We start from the raw sequence: 22,866 nt of genomic DNA, 5'->3' as shown, positions 1-22,866 counted from the left end.
GTGCTACAAGCGGGTATTCGTCAGGAAAACCAGCATATTTCGCTCTGCACCGGAAAAAGGCAGTCGGCAGGAAAGGGTCTTCGATTGCACATAACCATTTTCACGCACAATCGTTTCCGCTCTCTCCAACTCCTGCTGCCACTTCGGTCCCTTCATACAGATCACTTGCAATCCGGGATTTGAAAACCGCGAAACCATCTCCAGAAACGGTCCTACCTCACTCACTGCCCTGCTCGTTACATGGGTGAAATCCTGATCAGAGGGCAGCAACCGCTCATCTTCCACCCTGCAGGCCAGTGCCTCAACACCTTCAAGTTTCAAGGTACGGGCCACATGCTTGAGAAAAGATATGCGCTTCAGACGTGGCTCCACCAGTGTAAGCCGCATTTCAGGCCTGGCGGCTTTCAACACAAGCCCGGGAAAACCAGCACCTGAACCCACATCCAACAGATGAACATCCCCACCTTCAAGTAGTGGCAACAGGGTCAGGGAGTCGATAAAATGATTTTCGACGATCTCTTCATACGTTGCCCCTTTGGCTATCAGGTTCACCTTGCGACTCCATTTCCTTAACTCTGTGAAGTACACAAAAAGGCGCTCCACGGCCTCCCCGGAAAGGGAAATTTCCAGGATAGCCAGACCCTTTTCAAGCTTTTGGGTAAAGATGGTTTTACTCTCGCTCACACTACTACTCGTAATTTATATTTGATCAACCCCAGTGTAACACTGTTGCCTATTTTACCCGCACCGCAACAGAGTTGGCATGGGCGGTGAGACCTTCCAATCTGGCCAGCCTCTGAATATGCTCACTATCTGCCTTGAGGGCTCTCTCTGAATAACTGATGATTGAACTCTTCTTTAGAAAGGTCTCAACACCAAGCGCTGAAGCAAAGCGCGCCGTGCCCATGGTGGGCAGCACATGGTTCGGGCCTGCGAGATAATCGCCCGCTGCTTCCGGAGTGTGGCTGCCAAGAAAGATCGCACCTGCATGGCGAATAAACGGAACCTGCGACCAAGGGTCTGCAATCATCATTTCCAGATGCTCAATGGCGATATCGTTGGCAAGGCTGACCGCCTCCTCCAGGTTTTCCGCAATCAGGATCACACCACGATCGGCGAGAGATTTCCTGGCAATCTCTTCACGGGAAAGCTCCCCGAGCTGACGCTCAAGCTCCGCCGGTATAGCCTCTGCCAATTCCCGGTCGGTGGTTACAACCACAGCTAAAGCCAGGGTGTCGTGTTCTGCCTGGGCAAGCATGTCGGCAGCTATATTTTCCACTTTGGCAGTCTCGTCCGCCACAATCAACACTTCCGACGGCCCTGCGATCATATCGATACGGACCATGCCAGAGACAAGCCTTTTGGCCTCGGTAACAAACTGATTGCCCGGACCGACAATCACATCAACTTTCGGAATAGTGCGGGTACCATAGGCGAGAGCGCCAACCGCCCAGGCTGAACCTGCCTTAAAAATCTGGGTGATGCCGATTTCCTGGGCCGCCACCAGCAGATGCGGGCTGATCTTACCATCAGCATCCGGCGGTGTCATCATCACCCGCTCAGGAACACCAGCTATTGCAGCCGGTATACCGTTCATCAAAACTGAAGAAACCAGTGGGGTCGAACCACCCTGGCCGCCAGGTACATAGAGCCCTGCCGAGTCAACCGGCCGCACCAGCCTGCCTACGATGGTCCCGTCCTCCCGTGTCTGCATCCAGGAATCTTCCATCTCACGCTCGTGAAATGACTGAACACGCTCTATTGCCAGGGACAATGTCTCCAAAAATTCTTCACCGACTGCAGTATAAGCAGCCTGCATTTCTTCCGCAGATGCCTGCAGCTGCTCCACAGACAGGTTCGGAGCATCAAATTTTCGTCCATACTCGACAACTGCGTCATCGCCTCTGGTGCGCACATTATGCAGAATCTCTTCAACCACGTGCTGACAGGAATTGTCTGCGTCCTGAAAACGTTGCAATAAATCGGAAATAATGTCATTTCCTTCCGGGCTGGTTGTAGATACAGGTGTTATAATCATGGTTATTCTCTTGAAGTTCTCTGATGATTATCTGGCTTTGTGCGGGAAAACCATTCCCTTGAAATAAAATGCCAAGAAAATTTGGCTCTGGTTTTAATGAAGCGCCTCTGCTGATGACTCATATCGGGGTTGATCAGTGCACATGCTACCAATCCAACTTTTCGGCAGGCGTAAATATAGACCAACAGATAATAGCCGACCATTAGCAAATTACAAATAAAATGCGTCCAGGCTGCCCAATTTCAAGGTTTGAGGCTCAACAAGCGGGTCAATCTCGTCCGGCGAATTGAAAATACTTTATTTTTTATCGTGAATGCTTAGAGTTAGCCGATCAGACGACTTTTCGCCTTTGCCCTGCCCTAAAAAGGCAATATAGTGGGCAACTGAATATTGTTTTTAGAAATTTCTCATCTGGAGATACTATATATGGAATTTGAGCCAAAGTGGATAGCCTGGGAAACAACCCGTCGCTGCAATTTAAAATGCGTGCATTGCCGGTCGTCTTCCGAACTTGAGGCCAATGAACACCCCGATTTTTCTTTAGAAGAAGCAAAAAAGATACTTGATGACATCGCCTCTTACGCCAGTCCTGTTGTTGTTTTGTCGGGCGGCGAGCCGCTGTTGCGGGAAGACATCTTCGATATTGCCAGATACGGGTCAGACCTCGGTTTCAGGATGTGCATGGCCACCAACGGCACCCTGGTCACAGAAGAAATCTGCAGGAAAATGAAAGATTCGGATATCCGAATGGTTTCCCTGAGCCTCGATGGTGCCTGTGCCGAAACCCATGACGACTTCCGCAATCAAAAAGGTGCGTTTGAAGGCACGATGAAGGCCATCGAGCTTTTTAATGCCCACGGTATTCCTTTCCTGGTCAACTCGTCATTCACGGTTCGTAACCAGAAAGAGATTCCTGAAATTTATAAGCTGGTCAAAGGACTTGGCGCCACTGCCTGGTACATGTTCATGATCGTGCCCACCGGTCGTGGCGAGGATATCATGGCTGAGCTCATTCCGGAAAAACTTTACGACGAAATTCTGGAATGGCATTACCAGGTGGAAAAGGAAGAAAACGAACTGCTGATGCGCCCCACCTGTGCCCCGCATTATTATCGCATTGTTCGCCAAAAGGCCAAGGAAGAGGGAGAGAACTTCAAGCGGCGCAACCTGAAGTTTTCCACAGGCGGTTCAAAGGGCTGCCTCGCCGGCCAGCTTATCTGCTTGATCGACGTTGATGGCGAAGTCCTGCCTTGCAGCTATTTCCCAAAATCTGCCGGTAACATCAAGACCACCGAATTCAAAAAGATCTGGGAAGAGTCCGATCTGTTTCTGCAGTTGCGCGATTTCAAGAGTTACAAAGGCAAATGCGGAGAATGCGAATATGTCGGCGTATGCGGCGGGTGCCGAGCCAGGTCATACGCCATGACAGGTGATTTCCTTGCTCCTGAACCTTTCTGCAGCTATACTCCACTGAGAATACAAAAAAAGTAAAGCGTAGCTGAACGGAAATGCCCATACCCCTATCTGGTAACAGTTTCCGTTTCAAACGCCTTTTCAACAAAAATCGATAAAGGACAGTATGAACGATACATTTCTGAGGGCTTGTCGCGGTGAGAAAACAGACTATACTCCAATCTGGATGATGCGCCAGGCAGGCCGCTACCTGCCCGAATATCAAAAGGTTCGTGGTAACGTTACCTTTCTGGAGCTCTGCAAATCACCCGAACTCTGTGTGGAAGTTACCCTGCAGCCCATCGACCTTCTTAATATGGATGCAGCGATTCTCTTCTCAGACATCCTCATCCTCATGGAGGCCATGGGCGCTCCATTGGATTTCCACGAAGGTAAAGGCCCCGTATTCGCCACCACCGTCCGGGACCAGGCCAGCCTGGACAAACTGATTATTCCGGACCCGGATGAGGCCACAGGCTTTGTCATGGAGACCATCAAGCTCCTGAAAAAAGAGCTGAAAGTACCGCTGATTGGTTTTGCCGGTGCCCCATTCACCTGTGCCACCTACCTGATTGAAGGCGGCAGCTCGAAAGTGTTCTGGGAAACCAAAAAGCTCATGTTTACCCAGCCTGAGCTGTTCCACGGCCTGATGGAAAAAATCACCGAGGCGACCATTCTCTACCTGCAGGCCCAGGCCCGGGCTGGTGCCCAGGCACTGCAGCTTTTCGACAGCTGGGCTGGCATCCTCGCCCCATGCGACTATGAAGAGTTCGCCTATCCATATGTTCGTAAAATTCTGGCCAGCCTGAAGCAATATGATGTCCCGCTGATTTATTTCGCCAATAACGGTGCTACGCTGCTGGAGTACTCGGCAGAATCGGGTGCAGACGTGGTTGGCCTTGACTGGCGCATAAATATCAAAGACGCCATCGCCAGGGTTGGCAATAAAGCTGTTCAGGGGAATATTGATCCTTTTGCCTTGCTGCTGCCGGAAGACAAGCTGAAAAACCGCATCCAGAGGTTACTCGATGATGCCAAAGATGCCAGAGGCCATATTTTCAATCTTGGTCACGGCATTCATCAGTTCACTCCGCCTGCACAGGCAAAGCTTGCCGTCGATCTGGTCCATGAACTGAGCAGCAAATAAAAAACTGCTGCGCTCTACTGATTTCACTTTTAACCCAGGTGGAGGTCACAGCCTCCACCTTTTTCAGTAATGTCCCCTACCATCCCCAATACATCGCGCTGTCTCGCCCTGATTGACGATTTTTCCATGCTGGAAAATATTCGGCGCCATTCGCTCATGGTGGCCCGGGTTGCCGCCACACTGCACCAGGGACTTACAGAGGTCAGCACCGCCGTCCCTTCGCAGGAAATTATACTTGCGGGAGCGCTGTTACACGATATCGCCAAAACGCGATGTCTTGAAGAAGGATGCGCCCATGCAGAGACCGGAGCGGCAATCTGTAAGGACCTTGGTTATCCCGAAATTGCCGAAATCGTCGCCAACCACGTTCTCTTGTCTCATTTTGACCAGAAGCGTTACAGCCGTGGTGAATTTAACGCCACGGAGATTGTCTATTACGCCGACAAAAGAGTCCTTCATGATCGCATAGTTTCACTGGACGAACGGCTCGAATACATTCTTGAGAAGTATGGGGCTGGCAACCTGCTCAGGGAATCAGTCATCAAAGAAAATTTTCTCCATTGCCAGAAACTCGAAATACAGTTGTTCTCACACCTTCCTTTTTCCGCAGATGATACCGAAAAGATGGTACAGCAAAGAAACTGGACCGACATCAATCTTCACCATTATCCGCCCCTCTGTAACTGAGCGTCGGATTCTTTACCGGATAACAAATGAAAAAAATCGTTGTCGTAGGCGGAGGAGCCTCAGGACTCCTGGCCGCAGGTCAGGCTGCCTTATCAGGTGCCGATGTTCTGCTTCTTGAGAAAATGAAAAAGCCTGGTAACAAAATTCTCATCAGTGGCAAGGGAAGGTGCAACATCACCAATGATTCCGATGTGCACAACCATCTTAGTCATTTCAATCGCAGCGGACGTTTTCTACACCAGGCTTTTGCCCGTTTTTTTGTACCCCATCTTATGGAGTTTTTCACCGAAAACGGGCTGCAACTGAAGACCGAAAGAGGCAACAGGGTTTTCCCTGCCAACGGCAAAGCGCAGGATGTATTACACACTCTCCTGCGATGGCTTCAGCAAACAGGAGCAAAGGTAGAGTGTTCGAAAGCTGTGACGGGTTTACACATCGAAGACGACAGAGTCATTGGCGTCTTTTGCGGCAACCAGCAGATCGCTGCTGACGCAGTTATTCTTGCAACAGGCGGTGCATCCTACCCTGCCACCGGTTCTAGTGGAGACGGTTACAACATGGCTCGAAACGCTGGTCATACCATTGTGCCGGTTCGTCCTGCGCTGGTACCTCTGGTGGTGAAAAATCATCTCCAGAGCCTGGCCGGCCTTGATCTTCGAAACACCGGAGTGCGAGTGTTCGTGAATGGTAAACGCAAGAAGGTCGAGTTTGGTGATCTAAGCTTCACCCGTTCCGGAATCGGTGGACCCGTGATTTTGACTCTGAGCAAATTCGTCATTGAGCAACTCGATAAAAATAGACAGGTATCAGTAGCACTTGACCTTAAACCCGCTCTTGATGACCACAAGCTCGACGCCAGGCTACAGCGTGATTTCAGCACCAGACACACAGAGGAACTGCAATCTGTCCTGCGCGGCCTGCTGCCCAAGCAGATTATTCCTCTCTGCCTGGAGCAAACAGGTCTTTCCTCTACCATGCTGGCCGGAACCATTTCTGCCAAAGAACGTACTATCCTAAAAGATTGGCTGAAAAATGTCAGTTTCGAGATAAGCGGTTATCGCCCCGTGCGTGAAGCAATTGCTACAGCCGGTGGCATAAAGGTTAAAGAGGTAAACCCCAACACCATGGAGTCCCTTATAGTTCAAGGTCTCTATGTAACCGGTGAACTCCTCGATATCGATGCTGACACCGGTGGCTATAACCTGCAAGCCGCGTTCTCAACAGGCTGGCTTGCAGGGCGCTCAGCTGCCACCTCATCCTGAGTCGCTGCCCCCCCTTGCCCCGACTCTTTATAAAGTTGTGTTTCAGAGGTATCTCGACCCGGGAGAATTTCGCCGAAGCCTCTGAAACAACGGACACCTCTTTTTTTCTGCCGAATAATATTTTTCAGCAGGCGACTCAAGCCTAACAAGGTACCAGACTGTAGTCTTCTGATATTACATCCCTTTCTGGCCACCAAACTCCAATCTACAAATTTGTAATTCTTCACGAATTCATCGATATTGCCTATTTTTTTCGGTGTATTCCGCGATATCGCCTAAATAAATTATTGACATCGACATTATTTGCTCTACATTAGTTCGCTTTCAAATCAACTTACGTTAAGGAGTTAGAATATGCGTAATCATTGGAGTAGCAGGTTTGGATTCATTCTGGCGGCTGTCGGTTCAGCGGTCGGTCTGGGTAATATTTGGAAATTCCCGTATATCACAGGAATGAATGGCGGTGGTGCTTTCGTTCTCGTTTACTTGATAGCCATCCTGTTCTGCGGTCTGCCTATACTCATGGCAGAGTTCATCATCGGACGTCATTCACAAAAAGACGTTGTCGGCTCTTTTCGGGAACTGACACCCAATTCTCCATTCTGGAAAAGCGTAGGTTGGCTCTTTCTCTCAGCGGCTTTCATTATTCTCTCGTATTATGGAGTGGTCGCTGGCTGGACCCTCGATTATCTGTTCAAGTCACTCACCGGTTCATTCTCCGGAGAGGACCCTGAAGTGATCGCAGGAATGTTCGGCGCTCTCGTTACCGATCCGGTACGACAGATATTCTGGCTCACCTTGTTTGTTGGCCTCTGTATCCTCGCTGTTATCAGTGGTGTAAAAAAGGGACTAGAAGGCTGGAACAAAGTTCTTATGCCAACCCTGTTTGGACTCATCATCATTATGGCCGTTTACGCCATGACCACAAGTGGCGCGAAAGAGGGTCTGAAGTTCATGCTCTACCCTGATTTCTCCAAGCTCACCATCAACGGTGTCCTTGAAGCTATCGGCCACTCTTTCTTTACCCTGAGTCTGGCAATGGGTGCCATGATCACCTACGCAAGCTACATGGATAAAAAAGAGGCTATTTACCCTGTCTCCATCCGGATCGCGTTCCTTGACACACTGGTGGCAATTCTCGCCGGTCTTGCTATCTTTCCGATCGTGTTCTCTGTCGGCCTCGAGCCTGGTGCAGGCCCAGGTCTGATTTTCAAGACTCTGCCAACCATTTTTGCAACCATTCCGTTTGGTAGCGCTCTGGCAGTAATGTTCTTTGTACTGCTCGCTTTCGCCGCGCTTTCTTCCGCTATCTCACTGCTGGAAGTACTCACTGCGTTTATGATCGACGAAAAAAAGTTCGACCGTAAAAAAGCAACCATCTGCATGGCAATCGTTGTCTACATCGCCGGTATTCCGTCAGCGCTCTCCTACTCGGTGCTTGCTGATGTCAAATTCTTCGGCATGGAGATCTTCGACTTCCTTGACTATGTGGCAAGTAACTTCATGCTGCCAATCGGTGGCCTGCTGATTGCAATTTACGCTGGTTTCATCATGGACAAACGTATTGCCCAGGCTGAGATTACAGAGGATGGTCAGGCATATCTTGCCATCTTCAATATCTGGTACTTTGTAATTCGTTACATTGCCCCGATTCTCGTTCTAGTCGTATTCCTCACCAAGATTGGGATTATCAAGATGTGATGGGTACGCCTCGTGCGTAACTGCTCTCATTGAACAAAGGGGTTGGCGCTTCAGTGCCAACCCCTTTGTCATTTTAGATTTCAACTCAAGCTCAGCGGGAACTGGTCGGACGTTGCCCATGAGGTGGCAGGCGGATAGGAGGGGATGTAAATAATATGTACTCAATTACTTATTGAACTGTGATTCCCGCCCAAAGACCTTGTCCTAAAAATGTCTATGATGCGGTTTCATATCTCCCCCCTCTCACCTTACGTCTCTCACCTCCCCCCCTCACAAAGCTTCTACTGAGGATTCGTAGCAATCTGACGGACCTTGAGCCATATGCTCGAATTATCGTCCTTTAAACCCATTTTCCCTCCAAATATTAAGGTGTTCTGTGACATTACTATGGCACTTGCCCCCATTTCCTGGTATTTGTTAAGGCTTTATGAGGAAATCGTTTCAACACTGTGAGCAAATCATCCAACGCAGAGGAATTACAGATACAAATCAGCTTGAATTCCTATCGAATTATTTCTCGTCAGTGAACGGTATCGTGTTTTGGCATTTAAAAGGTGAAATGGAGCAAGAGAATGGAGCATCTGGAACGTTATAGAGGTATTCATGTAATATTTGCAATAACCCTGTTTATAGGCGCCGTTGTTCTCCTTTTGCCGCCCCAGACATCAGACTTAATGATAAATGAAGATGGACCTATTGAGATGCTTTCGGCAATAGGCTACCTCATTGCGGCTGGCTGGTTGTTTAATGGAGGCTTTCAAAAACGCCTGAGCCACGGCTTTTCATCAGGGACTATTGTACTCTTTCTCGGGCTTCGCGAACTTGATTTTCATACACGATTTACCACTATGGGCATTTTTAAAACCCGATTCTTCATAAGCGACACGGTCCCTCCAATGGAGAAAGCCATTGTCTCCCTTATTGTTATTGCAATGCTTCTCGGCTTGTTTCTGTATGCCAGGAAACATTTGCCGCAATTCATTGCCGGTCTCAAAAGTAAGGGCCGGACCGCTATCTCAATCGCCTGTGCTATTGGTCTGGCTGTTTTCTCTAAAACACTCGATAGAAATTCTAACCTGATAATGGATTGCGTAGCCCTGATCAGTTCAATCGATATCACCCAATTGCTTCGCGTCGCCGAAGAGACATCGGAGTTGGCTATTCCACTCTTTATTCTCCTTGCGATCTCCTATTCTCAATTGAATGAAACAGAGCCTGAGTTTGCGCCCGCAATTGAACATTGATCAACACAAGCCCGTTGTTCTTTTGCCTGCATTATATTTATGCTGACAGCAGGGAGGTCATTCTCCCTGCCGCTCCATCCTATATAATTTCCCCGCACCCACTCCTTACACATTGATGCATCACATTCAGTACTGTAACATATCCATAGTAAGCAGTAATTCTACTACGCTCTCGGTACAGGTAATTTGCTGATGTCTCATGATGATCCGGGCTACAGTGCGCGCACACAAAAATACCATAGAGTTCTTTTCAATTTTTCTATTACTCACAATTCTTGGGATTACTCTTCTCTATGTGCCCGAGGACTTGCTCGACCTGCTTATTGAGGAAAACGGCCCTATAGAAATGATGACTGCCGTCGGGCTTTTTGTCGCTGCGGTGTTGCTTCTCTGGAGTGGCTACATGAAACGTCAGCAGTTCCATTTTACCTCAGGTATTGTAGTACTTTGCCTCGGCCTACGTGAACTTGATTTCCATTGCCGTTTCACTACAATGGGAATTTTCAAGAGCCGCTTTTTTCTCAGCGAAAAGGTTCCGGTGAACGAAAAAATCATTGGGTCCGTAATTGTCCTGCTAATGTTTTTCGGGCTTATCTGGTACACCAAAGCCTACTACAAACGCTTCATGATCAACCTGCGCAATGGGCAGATGGCCTCTATCTGCATTGCCCTGGCTATGGGTATTGCAATATTCTCCAAGACACTCGACAGAATGTCTGACCAACTTAATGCGCTAATCTCTTCTCTTTTGTTTATTGACCCGACAACATTCATACGAATTCTCGAAGAGACTTCTGAACTTGCGATTCCTTTCTTTATTCTGCTGGCGATTATGGAAAACCGACATGGGTATCAAAATAGATCGAGCTCTTCCCAGCGCCCATGAACACGCGCCCCCTCTCGTCCTGACACCAATGAGAATCACCTAGTCTCACCCTCCCCCGCTTCTCTCGCCTAACCCACTCTCAGCCAGCGAAACTGACAACCCCGGCGCCATGCTCAAAACTATCAGGACCGGGTTTTGCCCCATTGATTTTTTCTTGAGCCATAACATTGTCTCAATTTACTGTCCCTCCACTTCAATGCGGCATAACACTCTTTCGGTCGTACTCTTTCCCCATTGTCTTCATTCACCTCTTGTGAGAGAATTCCTACAGTCGGAAGGTGCAAAAACAGGCGACACTTTGCGGTAACGGTTCTCATCCCTGCCAGCACCATTTTCAACAACCATTCGGATCCATTACAGGAGTCGATTATGAAAATCACATTATCCGAAAGTCAGACAGAATCGAGCTCGAAATCAGGAGTTCAACTCCCTCTCATTCTATTTTGTATCAGTGTATTGCTGCTGATTCTCCAACCGAAACCCGGCTCTGCCGACACTGCCGCCGAAATTGATCGCGATGTAAATATCGCACTGCAAAAGCTTTACGATATCAATCCGACCGCACGAAAACTCTCCACCAGCGCCAAAGGCATCATGGTATTTCCCAACATCATTAAAGGTGGGCTGATTATTGGCGGACAATACGGAATCGGTTCTTTGAAAATCAATGGTGCAACGTATGGATATTACCAGACAGTTGCAGCATCGTACGGTTTGCAGATTGGAGCCCAAACATTCGGTTATGCGATGTTCATCATGACAGGCAACGGCCTGAACTACCTCAAAGACTCCCAGGGATGGGAAGTTGGCGTTGGACCATCTGTCGCTGTTGTGGATGAAGGAATGGCAAAAACGCTTACCACAACCAGCACCCAGGAAGATATCTACGTCTTCTTCTTCAACCAGAAGGGACTTATGGCCGGTCTGGGTATACAGGGAAGTAAAATCAGCCCCTACACGCCAAATCCCTGATCCTGAAATTGGGTCTGTTATAACATCGGGCTGAAGAGGAGGAGTACTTCTTTCTGATTCGCCCTGATCTTCAGCTTAAAAAGGTTGCGATCAGGGCGAATCAAATACTTTCTTACAGCCCGATTTGCCGTAAAGTTTACAGCAAATCTGTAAGCAGGATCCCTACCCCCAGCCTGTTTACATATCGATTGTAATCGATCATGCTCTCGCCATAACCCGAAAAGTACTGCAAATACCCCTTGAGATACGGATAATCGAAAAGTGGGAAACTCCAGCCGAGCTCAATCGCTCCTTTCGAAAACCCTGATTCAAGGTTGTTTCTGCTCATCAAACTGAAAACATGCTTATCATGTTTATAGGCTATGCGTAATTCGCCATGCCCCAGAAAATCTGTTATGTCCGGATTGTCATCATCACTTGAACTTTCAGGAATCCTGTACCAGGGCTTAACAGCCAGAACAAAATTCCCCTTCTCCAAAACAATGCTCGCAACAAGCCTGTTCCAACTTCTTGACAGCGTGCTCGCCTGGCCGTTTGACTGATGGTTAATACCAGCTCCAATGGCAGAGGCCTTCAAACCCCAAAATTCCCACTCAGGCTGCATCTGCACCCAGACTTCCGGCTCATGATTCGTCTCACGAAACGGTGATGAAATTTCAGTATTATACACCTGCCAGAAAGAGCGAACTGTATACGCACCCCAGATCCCTATACCCTTGTCAAAGAGATCCAGTGCCAGCGGCGTTTTTATACTGAGCTGAAACTGTGCTTCAGTATCTTCAATATCAATTTCCTCATTTTCAAATGCCTCCCTGAATTCTTCAGAGCTGTAACCATGAAAATTGTATACACCAAACAGCAGATAATTCTGCCTGTGCGCCATAATGGTAAATGGCTTCAATACATTTTTCTGATCTACTCTGAGACGTGTTTCCACAGGCCCTTCAGCTTCCACCTCTGCCATTTCAGCGGTGTCTTTTATCGCAATTATGTTGATACACTCCTCACGAATCTGCCCCAATGTCATCTCATCCGGTGCTGTCTTAAAGTGATGGAGCAAACAGTCATTCAGGTCCGAATATTTTGCGAATGTGCAGTCTGGAACCATCAAGTGGATTAAGACAACTATCAGAATCGACAGTTGAGCATGCCTCCTACCTCTTCTTGATATCGAATATGGCATAAAATGTTTTCTCTCCTTCTTCAACTCAGATGGTTTGGGGAAATTGCATCCGGTGTATATATGGTTGTCGAAAAATAGTTGCGTTTCCGAAAAACCAGAAAAAGGCTTTCCCAATACAACATCATTGACATGATAGGCTTTTTACAAAACTTTCGACAACCGATATTTCGTTGCATGGTACCAATGCAGGACGAATTCAGCTACCTGATCACTCTGCTCAACACCCTGTATTGCCCTAAAATACAGGTCATATCCTTAAACTTCGCTATATACCCATATTTTTTATTTTTTTCTTCTCAATTGCTCAGGAATAAAGCTACAACCGCAAACCCCACCCATTCCTCAGGTCAGGTTAACAGCAGACTTATCGAACTTTGAGACGCAAAAGGCGACGAGGTTACCAGAGGTACAGTACTCGCCCGAATCACCCCGGGCACTTGAGAACAGAACTGTACAGCCTGCCAATACCAGGAAGGACTCGCTGGTTATCAGCAGGTTATTGAGGCCCGGAGACGAAGAGGGGTGCAGCTGCAAGATCTGATCTACAACCAATCAAGGGGACAATTGCCGGCAACCCAAGCTCACGTGATGAGGCAAAGACAGACCCGGATCAATCAGCCATCACCCCTTCCCAAATACGTCTCCAGCCAGGTTAGACCGTATCCCGCTCTTCAGCAGGCGGCATCGGTGAGATATAGCCAATCACCAGCATCAACGCTCCAACTACCAGAAAAGAAACGATACGAGCTATGGTTTCTGTTCCAGAAAGATCAATCACAAACAACTTTACAACCACGCAGCCAATAAGAACTGCACCGCTTATCCAGAGAACTCTGCTGCCGGATCTGGAAGACCAGAGAGTAACCCCGAGGGCAATCATACTCCATAGCCCGGCGACCGCTGCCTGAAACACGACAGACTGATAGAGCGGTTCCAGGTGATAGGCGATACCGGTCCAATGATGCACGGCGTGGGCGACTATACTATTCGCCCAGAGGAAAACACAAAAAGAAAAGATCCAGCCGATAGCTGCCGGTCGCATTGGCAGCGGCAGATGACAGTGCTCTCTTTTGCAGGCAATGAACCAGCCCAGGAGGGAAAGAAAAACACATATCTGCGACAATTCCAATACATTCAGCAAAGGCAACCATCCCCAGACCATCGCCTCGCCACTGCTGGTCATGCTCCACATCAGCCAGCCAATGAGTGCAGTAGCTATTACCGTGGGAACGATACCAAGATAATATTCAGACCAACGCTGAACCGGCCAGGCCAGGCGTGCCCCAAAACGAATAAGTAATTGCAGGACCAGCGCGGGGAATACGCCCCAGACGACAACCTGCCACACCTCTGAAAAGCCTGTATTGGCAACATACCAACTCAACTCATAACACAATAGCAGCAACATCAACAAGAAACCTGCACCATGCCAGGAACCAGCCAACCTCTTCGGCCACAATAGATCGAACTGTTGCAGCATCCGGTGCTGGGTGAAAATTGCTACAGCCCAGACCATCGCCCCCCAACCGGCAAAGAGATGCTCCAGGCCATCGTCTGCCAGCAAACCAACCACCCCGCAGAAGAGGAGGACCGGCAGGAACTGGCATTGAGCCACTGCAAGCTGCTTCCAGTTACATTTTCTCGCGGCAATGGAAAGCAGCATGGTCAGTGCCGATGCAAATAACAGCAAGGCGTTGTGATCGCGCAGATATTCGAAATGTCTTGTCGATTCCCGGAAACCACCGTAGTACCACCAGACAGTTCCCCAGATAAGCAATGGCCAGCACAGGTACTGTTCCCAGCTCAACGAGATGTCCTTTCTACGATAGAGCCAATAACTGGAAAAGAGTGCACCGGTTCCTATCCAGGCACACCCCAGAAAATAATGATTGATGTACGGCGTGGAACCAAACGGATAAAACACGCTCGCAAGAAAGATAAACCCCGCGCCGAACTGGAGTAGTAATCCAAAAATCCTGGCAAGCAGACGGGATTGTCGAACCCCCACCCAAACCAGAGCCGCACCTTCAAGCGCCCAGGCAGCGACAGTTACCTTACTGTCGAAAGCGAGAGGAATCGACATGCTTACTCCAACTACACCCAAAGCCAGAAAGGCTTCTGACAGCACACGGGACCCTGCCCCCTCTCTCCTGTCACTTCGCCGAAGAAACAGGGCTAGAAGCAGATACATTACGCCGGCTGCCAGAAAACTCACAGCCATACCGTATTCACTCTCAGAGACCAGCTGGTACTGTTGCATCGAGGCCACGATCGGCGTGCCAAAAACTATGGGTCCGTCAATTACACCCTTCAATCTAACCGGCTGCCTGAGAGCAAAAAGTACTGCAATAGCAACATAGAGCACGAAAAAGAGAATAAGAAAAGGCTCGGTGGTATTGAAATGAGCGGCTGAGTATCGATCCAATATCCAGTATGAGCCGATACCGAAAGTGAAAAAGAAACCTATCAGGTTCAGTTCCCGCCAAGTCTTGAACAGGGCAATAGCGAATATTCCTATATTCAAAACAGCATAATATGAGAACAGCAAAACATGATCACCAGCTCCTGTCGACATCAGCACCGGGGCGAGAAAGCCACCGATGACGCCCATCGCGGCAAGCACCCTCGCACTTTGGGCCAAAGCCAGAACACCTGAAAAAATCACCATTCCGACCAGAATGAAGAGAGCTGCCGACAATGGGATGAGCGCATAGAGCTTGGCCGCCGCAAAAGCGGTTATATAGAGAATACCAATACCGCCTCCCTGCAAGCCAAGCCCATACCCGAGGGGGCGATTCCGCAGTCGCCAGCCGAGTAAGACGAGAGATACTCCACCTGATGCCGTCAAAATAAGTCTGGCCCCAATGGAGAGCAGGCTCCTGTCTGCGGCATATTTCAACAAAAATGCCACCCCGAAAAAGAGGACGACAAGCCCGATTTTCACTACGGGATTTCCCTCTGTGAAAAAACGCTTAATGGCTGCAGTCAGCTTATCCGGCAGGGATGACGTCACAGGTTGTTCATCAGAATTGTCCTCATGAGATGCAGACATGCCCGCCCTTTCATCCCCAGAGGCTACAGCAAAAACGACCTCTTCTTCAGGAAAATCTGGTTGTGATGCTACTTTCTCAACACTATTTCTGTCTTTGGTAGGTATCTTTGCCGCAACAGACCTGCTTTCGGTTGCAACTGGAGTCGTCTCTGCCCGGACAGCCTGAGTTGAATCACTCAACCTTTCTTCAAGCTCGAGCAATCGCTTTTTCAAGCCAACCACTTCCGCCAGGCAATAACCGAGCAGGCCACCCACAACAAGACCACCCCAGCCAAGAAATACAGCCGTAACTATTGCAGAAACAACAATTAGAACAAGATGCATAAATACGCTCAGTAATTTTTGACTATCACAACAACCCGTCACCACACATTTTATGAACTGTAAATACTGCAGTACCGAAACTTACCGCCTAAGCAGACTCGCAGCTTCTGAGTCGCCAGGCAAATCACGCCGTGCCAGATACTCAGCGACATGGTTCTTCTCATCATCTGTCTTCTTTTGCAGCAAATCTGATTTAGCCGTAATCGATTCTACCCGAACGGCAACAACGTTACAGATTTTCACACCTGTCATATCAGCCTTAATTTCATCGAAATCCGGTCGCTCTTCATGACGTGCCATCAGCGCATTCAATGCCGCGACCTTTTCATCTATATCCTCAACAATTTCGGCAAGTCCGCGGAGAATTACCGAATGATACAGTTGGTGCACCTGGCAAGGTGGAAGCTGTGAGTTGCATTCCCGCCCAACATAGGAGAGCGGAATATCCACTTCGAAACAGACTTTCGGGTCCCGCTTGATATTATCCATTTTCTCCCCTTTTCGGGCACAATGAAAATAGACAGAACCCCGCCAGTAGACAAAGTTCAGCGGCACGATGTACGGGAACCCGTCTACACCATTGGTGGCGAGTCGACCGATGCGGCAACGTTCCAGAATTCTGCTAATATCTTCACTGTCCGTCACCGCACAGTACTTTTTTCTCATCTAAGCCTCATTCATTAAATTGCTCTGATATCATTACGTTTTTTTATGTGAAGAGCAAATATTTATTGATCCAGACCTGGCAGGCCGAGTAGTGCAAGCCCCAACACCGCTTTCATCTGCTCTCTCCATCTCACTAATGGTTCATTTTTCAATTCCGCATAAATCTCAAAAACTCTCTCATCCGTCTGACCTGTGAGCATAGCAGTAACGGCAGTCAGTCATGGGAGCAACCGGTACAGCAATCGATATTGGCTACAACCCACTCTCTGGTGCCACGAATAGGTTGTGGTTGCCCTCTTCTTATCTTTTCTTTCATTCGCGCCCATACTGCCACCTTCTGCTGAATATCATCAATCCCAATACGTAAAGAGTTCGTTGATACCCTTTCTGGCAATGCCCATTACTTTCAAAAACTCTTCTTCGGCAAAAGGCACTCCTTCTGCGGTTCCCTGAATTTCAATCCAGCATCCATCACCGGCCATTACGAAATTGGCGTCGGTCTCAGCTGAGGAATCTTCTACATAATCGAGATCCAGCACCGGAACTCCATCAACAATACCGGCTGAAATCGCTGCCACCGGCTGAATTTCCGGCATTGTCTCCAACTTGCCTGCGGCAACCAGTTTCCTGAGTCCATCACGCACCACCAAAGCACCACCTGTAATGGATGCGGTCCTGGTTCCGCCATCAGCATTCAGCACATCACAATCCACTCTCAGAGTCCGCTCGCCGATAGACTTAAGGTCCACCATCATCCGGAGGCTTCTGCCGATCAAGCGTTGAATTTCTGAGGTTCTGCCGGACCTGCCGTTTGTTTCCCGCCGATAACGGCCACTGGTCGCACAGGGCAGCATGCCGTACTCGGCCGTGATCCACCCCTGCCCTTTTCCTTCAAGGAAGGGAGGAACCTTTTCTTCGATGGTCAACCCGCAGATAACATGGGTGTTGCCCATTTTGATTAGGATGGAAGCGTCCGCATTAAGTTGAATCCCACGCTCTATTGATACCGGGCGCAATCCATCAGCAGCCCTGTTAAACGATCTTTTCATAAGGTACTTCCTTACTTCTGATATGAACTCTTGATTGGTAACCCAACACCTCTCGTAGCATTTCGGATTCCCTTCTTCTGTTATCTTAAAAAAATTAAAGGGCTTGGCGAATGCACCAAGCCCCTTAAGCATACCCCTGAACCGTTCAGAATTAAAACGTATTTTTATCTTTATTCTTAAGCTGTTCAGGTATTTTTATTATCCCTGCCCCTGCTACCTGAGTGCTTCACGTACAGTGGCAAGATAATCACTACCGATCTTTTTCTCCCAGGCTGAATATACTTTTTCGGTGTTCTTCAGCATTATCTGACGATCCTCCTCGCTTAAGGTGAAAAAGGTTACTCCATCAGCTTTTGCTGCAGCAATTTCATTGTTCTGCTGGAGACGGGTTTTTTCACGGGCAGCGGCGCTCTCCTCGGCGATTACCCGCAGCAGGATTTCACGAATATCCTGGGGGAGCTTCTTGAGCCATCGACTGTTTACCATATGTACATAAAGTCCCTGCGCATAATCAAGCTCGGTATAATAGCGGGCAACAGTAAATTTTTTTGAAATATTGCAAACGATCGGAGTGTGATCAAGACCGTCAATTACGCCGGTCTGCAACGCCTGTGGCACATCAGGCCATGGCAGAACTGCAAACTTCAGGCCCCAGGCTTTATAGGAGTCTATATTTACAGGTGCTTGGGCGATACGAAAATTCACCCCTTTGGCATCTGCAAGCGTCTTCACAGGCCTGGTTGTGGCCCAGCCATAACTTCCATAGCCGGTGAAATCTACTACCTGAATATTTTTAGAAAGCGCCGCGTCCCGAAACGGCTCCCAGGTTGCAGGGGTACTACGAAAAGAATTGAGCTTATCAAAAGTGTCGACGACATAGGGGAGATTGACAATACCGAGTTCAGGTGCGATGTTTGCCGCAGCAACCGACGAAGTCATCATGCCCTGTATTGCCCCGAATTTCAGTTTGTTTATAACATCTTTCTCACCACCCAATTGACTCAATGGCCGAAAGTCCACATAAAGCTGGCCTCCGGTTTCCTGCCAGACCCTGTCACGAATTTTAAAACCTACGGCAACACCCTCAATAGCCGGATGCCCAACACATGAGAGCAGATAGGTATACTTGGCACCTGCTGGGTCAAAAGAGGGTTTCCATTGCTCCAAAGGATCACTGGCAAAAGAAAACTGGACTGATGCCAAAAGCACCCAAACAGCCACGCACACACGCAGTATAACCGGCTTGATTGTATTCATTTTTTCTCCTTGAAAAGGTCAGTCTTTGAGAAGAGAAAGCTACCGGAACCAAAACACCAACGCCATGCATTTTCCTTGAAAATGCAAATGGATACAACAAAAAAACTTCATCAGCTGTAACTATATTAATAATCGACGCCACAAGACTCCTGGTTTCAAAAACAGCTAATTAAGCAACGGCACCCTCGTGGATTAACTTTGTTCGCTTTTATGCTCGACAAACCTTATTTCATTAATTTTTAATTTGAAATACTGAACAATTCGTGTTAAGCAGTTTCGCTACATAATGAACAAAATTCATATCTTTCGTGGTTAAAGATTTTTTCCATTAAGGATAATCCCCTACGTGAGGAGAAGAAAACGATGAAAAAGCTTTTTGTTGCGATCCTGATGTCCTGCTTGGTTCTGCCAGCAACTGTCATGGCAGAAGGGAAAAAAGATCCGCTTGCGGCCTGGAAACCTAATTTTGACCCAAGCACGGCTGAGTATACGTACATACTCTCCAACATCAGCCACCCGGTAATCGAAGGTGTTGCCGTGGGCTACCGCATCCGCGATGCGGTATGGGAGAAAACAAATGGAAAAATCTACGTTGATTATCGACCTCTTGCCCAGCTCGGCGGTGAAAAGGATGTTATCAGCAAGCTGAAAATCGGTGCAGTACAGGGAATGCTCTCCTCCTCTGTTGCTGCAGCAAACGTCTCTGATCGCCTCGGCATCGTCAATCTTCCCTATGTGATAGATACCTTCGATAAGCTCGATACCTTTAGAAATACCCCCGAGCTCTGGGAGCCTTTCGCCAATGGTGCACAACGCCAGGGTCTCATTGTCGCCGACATTACCGGTTATGGTCCTTACGGCTGGGCGACAACCAGTCCCGTTCGCACCAACTCCGATGCCAAGGACGTAAACTTCCGTATCGCCGAAGCCCCGGTCAACACCGATGCATATAAGGCCTGGGGCCTGAAGTTCACCGTTATGCCTTGGCCTGATGTCCCCCAGGCACTCCAGACCGGAGTTATAACCGGTCTCGATCACACCGCCATTGTCTGCAACATCACCAAGAAGTTTACAATTGCTAAAAACTTCACTGAGTTGAATTATGCCCAGGGCCTTTTTATTCACCTGGTGAACAAGCGCTGGCTGAACAAGCTGCCAAAAGACTTGCAGGAAACTTTCCTCAGTGTTATCAAGGAGGAAAGCGAGAAAACACGTGCTCTTACCCGTCAGCAGCATGATGCACAGGTAGCTAAGGCCAAAGAAGCCGGTGTCGAATTCATCAAATTGTCAGATGCGGAAATCGTTGCCCTTAAAAATCAGGCAGAACCGGTTCTGAACAAATGGGGACAGAAGATTGGACCTGACTACCTTGCCAAGGTTCGCGAGACTCTTGGTAACTAACGACGCAAGTTGATTGAGCTGATCACAAACCCGCATTTCTCATGAACTGAAGGCCTCACAGCCTGAGTTGATGCGAAATCCAGGTTAGTCGTTGAATGATCGGATGTATTTTTACGGGTTGATGGGGGCATTCCCCCCATCGACCCTTTTTTCTTTTCTCAGGTAATAGACAATCTCTACCTCTCCAACTAACAGATCAGGCATGTTTAAAAAAGTCTTTAAACCGATTGACCGGCTCTTCCTCTTCATTGAGGAATGGTCATTGTTTGCAGCGGTCTGCATCGCCTTGCTAACCGCTATGGCCAATGTTATTCTGCGAAAAGCCACCAGCGATTACTCACTCTACTGGTCGGATGAGGTGGTACGGAAAGTGATCTATTTCTCAACTTATATAGGTTGTGTCGCTGCCATTCGCAGCAGATCCCTGATTCGCATTGATGCCTTGCCGCAGATGTTGCCCATCCTGAAAAAACCGCTTAGCCTGCTCTCCCACCTGGCAGTACTGATTTTCTCAAGCTGCATGATCTATCTTGGCTGGCAAATGACCATGATGATGTATGAAGATGAATACGCCCTTACTGCGACCCTGCAGATTCCCGAATGGTACTTTTACGCTGTATTGCCACTGATGGGAGTGATGATGTTTGTCAGGACACTCATCACCATGCGTGAAGACTGGACTGGCGTAAGCGACATCACTGGGGGCAACTGATCATGGAAAATTCATACCTGATGATTTTTGCCCTCCTGCTTGGCTGCCTGGCTTCCACCATGCCGGTTTTCATGGCGCTGTTTTTCACCGGAACAGTCGGCCTGGTCTGGGGGGTGGGTATCGACCCGCAGATTGTCATTGAAGTGCTCTACCGCAGCATGGATAAATTTGCCCTGGTGGTGGTGATGTTCTTCGTACTCTGCGGAAATATCATGACCACCGGTTCCATCGTCCAGAAGCTTATCAAGACAGCCAACGTAATGGTCGGTTTTCTGCCTGGCGGGCTGGCGATGGCCGGCGTGCTGGCTTGCGGCTTTTTCGGTGCCATCTCCGGTTCTACCGTCGCCACTGTGGTCGCAATCGGCGGTTTTATGATTCCCGCCCTTATCGAGAATAAATATGACGAACGATTCTCTGTAGGACTTATGACCACTGCTCCGATTCTTGGAGTGATCATACCGCCCTCCATTGCCATGATTCTCTATGCCATGGTGAGTAACGACCAGCTGGAAGCGCTTTTCCTCACAGGTTTTCTGCCTGGCGTTTTGATCATGGTAGCCATGAGCGTCTACTCCTATTTCGTCTGCAAGCGTGCAGGCATGGAGCGCCAGAAAAGGCCAACTTCAAAAGAAGTTATCTCTGTTTTGAAAGAGAGCGGCTGGGCACTCTTTTTGCCTGTGCTCATCTTCGGCGGCATCTATTCAGGTATGTTTACCGCCAACGAGGCGGCAGTTGTGGCGTGCTTTTACGCCTTTTTCGTCGAGATATTTATTCACGGGGACATGAAGATCAAGGATGTGAAACGGGTTGTGGTCTCATCCGCCGTCACCTCTGCAACCCTTTTGATCATTGTGGCAGGTGCTTCCGTTTTTGGCGAGTACCTCACTTTTGAGCAGATTCCAGGCAAGATCGCCACAGTAGTTGTGGAAAATATCAGCTCCCCCTGGGTTTTCCTGATTTCGGTGAACATTCTGCTTCTGATCATCGGTATGTTCATGGACATCATCTCGGCAACCTTGATCCTGACCCCGATCTTTCTGCCTCTGCTCAGTAAATTCGGCATCGACACCATGCATTTCGGGCTGATCATGACCATCAACCTGGGTATTGGCTACTGCACCCCGCCACTTGGCGTCAGCCTCTATATCTCTGGTGCCACGGTCGATCGCAACCTGCTTTTTGTCTCAAGAGCGGTTATGCCGTTTCTGCTGATTCAGATGGCGATCCTGCTGCTGCTCACCTTCTGGCCCGGGCTTGTATTACTGCTGCCTAATCTGATATACGGATAATATACGAGAACAGTATGAAATCATATTGCATCGAACGCAATACACCCGTTGGACCAACCGACTTCTGACCCTGAGGAAAACTATGGAACCAAAGATTCTGATTCCCCTGGATGATTCCCCAACAGCCAGAAAGACAGTTGAAGCGGTAATTGAACAACGCAATCGCTTTCCGCAGACACTGCATCTGCTTTACGTCATTAATCAGGAGCAACTCGCCTACAGGATGATTCCGGATTTTCAGCTGGATATGGTGCGGGAGAATGCCCGTAAAGCCGGTATGCAATTACTTGAACGTTATGAGGCTCAACTTGGGGAAGCGGGGTATTCGTGCGAGCTGATACTGAAGACCGGCGATCCGCGACAGACAATTTCTAAAATCGCCAATAATGATGGCTACCATCTGGTCGTTGTCGGGCGTCATGAAGGGGGCGGAGAGATACGCAATGTGATATTTGGCTCAGTCGCCAACCACGTACTGCACAACGTGCGATGCCCGGTTTTACTGTTCTAAAATATAAAAAATCTGCCGTTGCTGCTTTCGTTC

At 48.6% G+C, this 22,866-nt stretch carries 19 protein-coding genes; 12 read left to right on the top strand and 7 right to left on the bottom strand.

Going from position 1 to position 22,866, the window contains the following annotated elements; all coding sequences use genetic code 11:
• Window positions 1-3 precede the first annotated feature (3 nt).
• Complete coding sequence (gene rsmG / locus FCL45_RS12415; protein WP_136796536.1) at window positions 4-684, bottom strand: 16S rRNA (guanine(527)-N(7))-methyltransferase RsmG; 681 nt, start codon at window positions 682-684, stop codon at window positions 4-6.
• Window positions 685-733: 49 nt separating this feature from the next.
• Window positions 734-2,038 carry a histidinol dehydrogenase gene (gene hisD / locus FCL45_RS12410; protein WP_136796535.1) on the bottom strand — a complete coding sequence of 435 codons (1,305 nt, stop codon included), beginning with the start codon at window positions 2,036-2,038 and terminating at the stop codon, window positions 734-736.
• 426 nt (window positions 2,039-2,464) lie between these two features.
• On the opposite strand from hisD, the gene FCL45_RS12405 reads away from it, so the two are divergent.
• From FCL45_RS12405 to FCL45_RS12370, 8 genes are all read left to right on the top strand, one after another.
• Window positions 2,465-3,529 (top strand): radical SAM/SPASM domain-containing protein, encoded by a 1,065-nt coding sequence (locus FCL45_RS12405; protein ID WP_136796534.1) that lies wholly within the window; start codon window positions 2,465-2,467, stop codon window positions 3,527-3,529.
• A gap of 88 nt (window positions 3,530-3,617) precedes the next feature.
• Window positions 3,618-4,637, top strand: a complete 1,020-nt coding sequence (gene hemE, locus FCL45_RS12400) for a uroporphyrinogen decarboxylase (RefSeq protein WP_136796533.1) — start codon at window positions 3,618-3,620, stop codon at window positions 4,635-4,637.
• 69 nt (window positions 4,638-4,706) lie between these two features.
• On the top strand, window positions 4,707-5,324 hold the full coding sequence (locus tag FCL45_RS12395; RefSeq protein ID WP_228721320.1) for an HD domain-containing protein: 618 nt from the start codon (window positions 4,707-4,709) through the stop codon (window positions 5,322-5,324).
• A gap of 26 nt (window positions 5,325-5,350) precedes the next feature.
• The gene (locus FCL45_RS12390; protein ID WP_136796532.1) at window positions 5,351-6,586 is read left to right on the top strand and encodes a BaiN/RdsA family NAD(P)/FAD-dependent oxidoreductase; all 1,236 of its coding nucleotides are present in this window, start codon (window positions 5,351-5,353) and stop codon (window positions 6,584-6,586) included.
• A gap of 354 nt (window positions 6,587-6,940) precedes the next feature.
• Window positions 6,941-8,287: a sodium-dependent transporter gene (locus tag FCL45_RS12385; RefSeq protein ID WP_136796531.1), complete on the top strand. Its 1,347-nt coding sequence runs from the start codon at window positions 6,941-6,943 to the stop codon at window positions 8,285-8,287.
• 572 nt (window positions 8,288-8,859) lie between these two features.
• The gene (locus tag FCL45_RS12380; RefSeq protein WP_136796530.1) at window positions 8,860-9,531 is read left to right on the top strand and encodes a hypothetical protein; all 672 of its coding nucleotides are present in this window, start codon (window positions 8,860-8,862) and stop codon (window positions 9,529-9,531) included.
• A gap of 199 nt (window positions 9,532-9,730) precedes the next feature.
• A complete protein-coding gene (locus FCL45_RS12375) occupies window positions 9,731-10,417 on the top strand; it encodes a hypothetical protein (RefSeq protein WP_136796529.1) in 687 nt (228 codons plus the stop codon).
• A gap of 369 nt (window positions 10,418-10,786) precedes the next feature.
• Window positions 10,787-11,389 carry a lipid-binding SYLF domain-containing protein gene (locus FCL45_RS12370; RefSeq protein WP_136796528.1) on the top strand — a complete coding sequence of 201 codons (603 nt, stop codon included), beginning with the start codon at window positions 10,787-10,789 and terminating at the stop codon, window positions 11,387-11,389.
• A gap of 136 nt (window positions 11,390-11,525) precedes the next feature.
• Here the strand turns inward: FCL45_RS12370 and FCL45_RS12365 are convergent, their stop codons facing one another.
• From FCL45_RS12365 to FCL45_RS12345, 5 genes are all read right to left on the bottom strand, one after another.
• A complete protein-coding gene (locus FCL45_RS12365) occupies window positions 11,526-12,416 on the bottom strand; it encodes a phospholipase A (RefSeq protein ID WP_167495714.1) in 891 nt (296 codons plus the stop codon).
• A gap of 808 nt (window positions 12,417-13,224) precedes the next feature.
• Window positions 13,225-15,948 (bottom strand): DUF2339 domain-containing protein, encoded by a 2,724-nt coding sequence (locus tag FCL45_RS12360; protein WP_136796526.1) that lies wholly within the window; start codon window positions 15,946-15,948, stop codon window positions 13,225-13,227.
• A gap of 81 nt (window positions 15,949-16,029) precedes the next feature.
• Complete coding sequence (locus FCL45_RS12355) at window positions 16,030-16,614, bottom strand: pyridoxamine 5'-phosphate oxidase family protein (protein WP_136796525.1); 585 nt, start codon at window positions 16,612-16,614, stop codon at window positions 16,030-16,032.
• Window positions 16,615-16,964: 350 nt separating this feature from the next.
• The gene (gene rph / locus FCL45_RS12350; RefSeq protein WP_136796524.1) at window positions 16,965-17,663 is read right to left on the bottom strand and encodes a ribonuclease PH; all 699 of its coding nucleotides are present in this window, start codon (window positions 17,661-17,663) and stop codon (window positions 16,965-16,967) included.
• A gap of 213 nt (window positions 17,664-17,876) precedes the next feature.
• On the bottom strand, window positions 17,877-18,920 hold the full coding sequence (locus tag FCL45_RS12345) for a TRAP transporter substrate-binding protein (protein WP_136796523.1): 1,044 nt from the start codon (window positions 18,918-18,920) through the stop codon (window positions 17,877-17,879).
• 363 nt (window positions 18,921-19,283) lie between these two features.
• On the opposite strand from FCL45_RS12345, the gene FCL45_RS12340 reads away from it, so the two are divergent.
• From FCL45_RS12340 to FCL45_RS12325, 4 genes are all read left to right on the top strand, one after another.
• Window positions 19,284-20,321 (top strand): TRAP transporter substrate-binding protein, encoded by a 1,038-nt coding sequence (locus FCL45_RS12340; RefSeq protein ID WP_136796522.1) that lies wholly within the window; start codon window positions 19,284-19,286, stop codon window positions 20,319-20,321.
• Window positions 20,322-20,523: 202 nt separating this feature from the next.
• Window positions 20,524-21,033, top strand: coding sequence for a TRAP transporter small permease (locus tag FCL45_RS12335; RefSeq protein WP_136796521.1), 510 nt, complete (start codon window positions 20,524-20,526; stop codon window positions 21,031-21,033).
• Window positions 21,034-21,035: 2 nt separating this feature from the next.
• The gene (locus tag FCL45_RS12330) at window positions 21,036-22,322 is read left to right on the top strand and encodes a TRAP transporter large permease (RefSeq protein ID WP_136796520.1); all 1,287 of its coding nucleotides are present in this window, start codon (window positions 21,036-21,038) and stop codon (window positions 22,320-22,322) included.
• A gap of 82 nt (window positions 22,323-22,404) precedes the next feature.
• A complete protein-coding gene (locus FCL45_RS12325) occupies window positions 22,405-22,833 on the top strand; it encodes a universal stress protein (protein WP_136796519.1) in 429 nt (142 codons plus the stop codon).
• Window positions 22,834-22,866 lie beyond the last annotated feature (33 nt).

This window comes from Desulfosediminicola ganghwensis, from assembly GCF_005116675.2.
In the GTDB taxonomy this organism is placed as follows: domain Bacteria; phylum Desulfobacterota; class Desulfobulbia; order Desulfobulbales; family Desulfocapsaceae; genus Desulfopila; species Desulfopila ganghwensis.
Note: the sequence above shows the minus strand (reverse complement) of the source record. Positions and strands in the feature narration are given on the sequence as shown.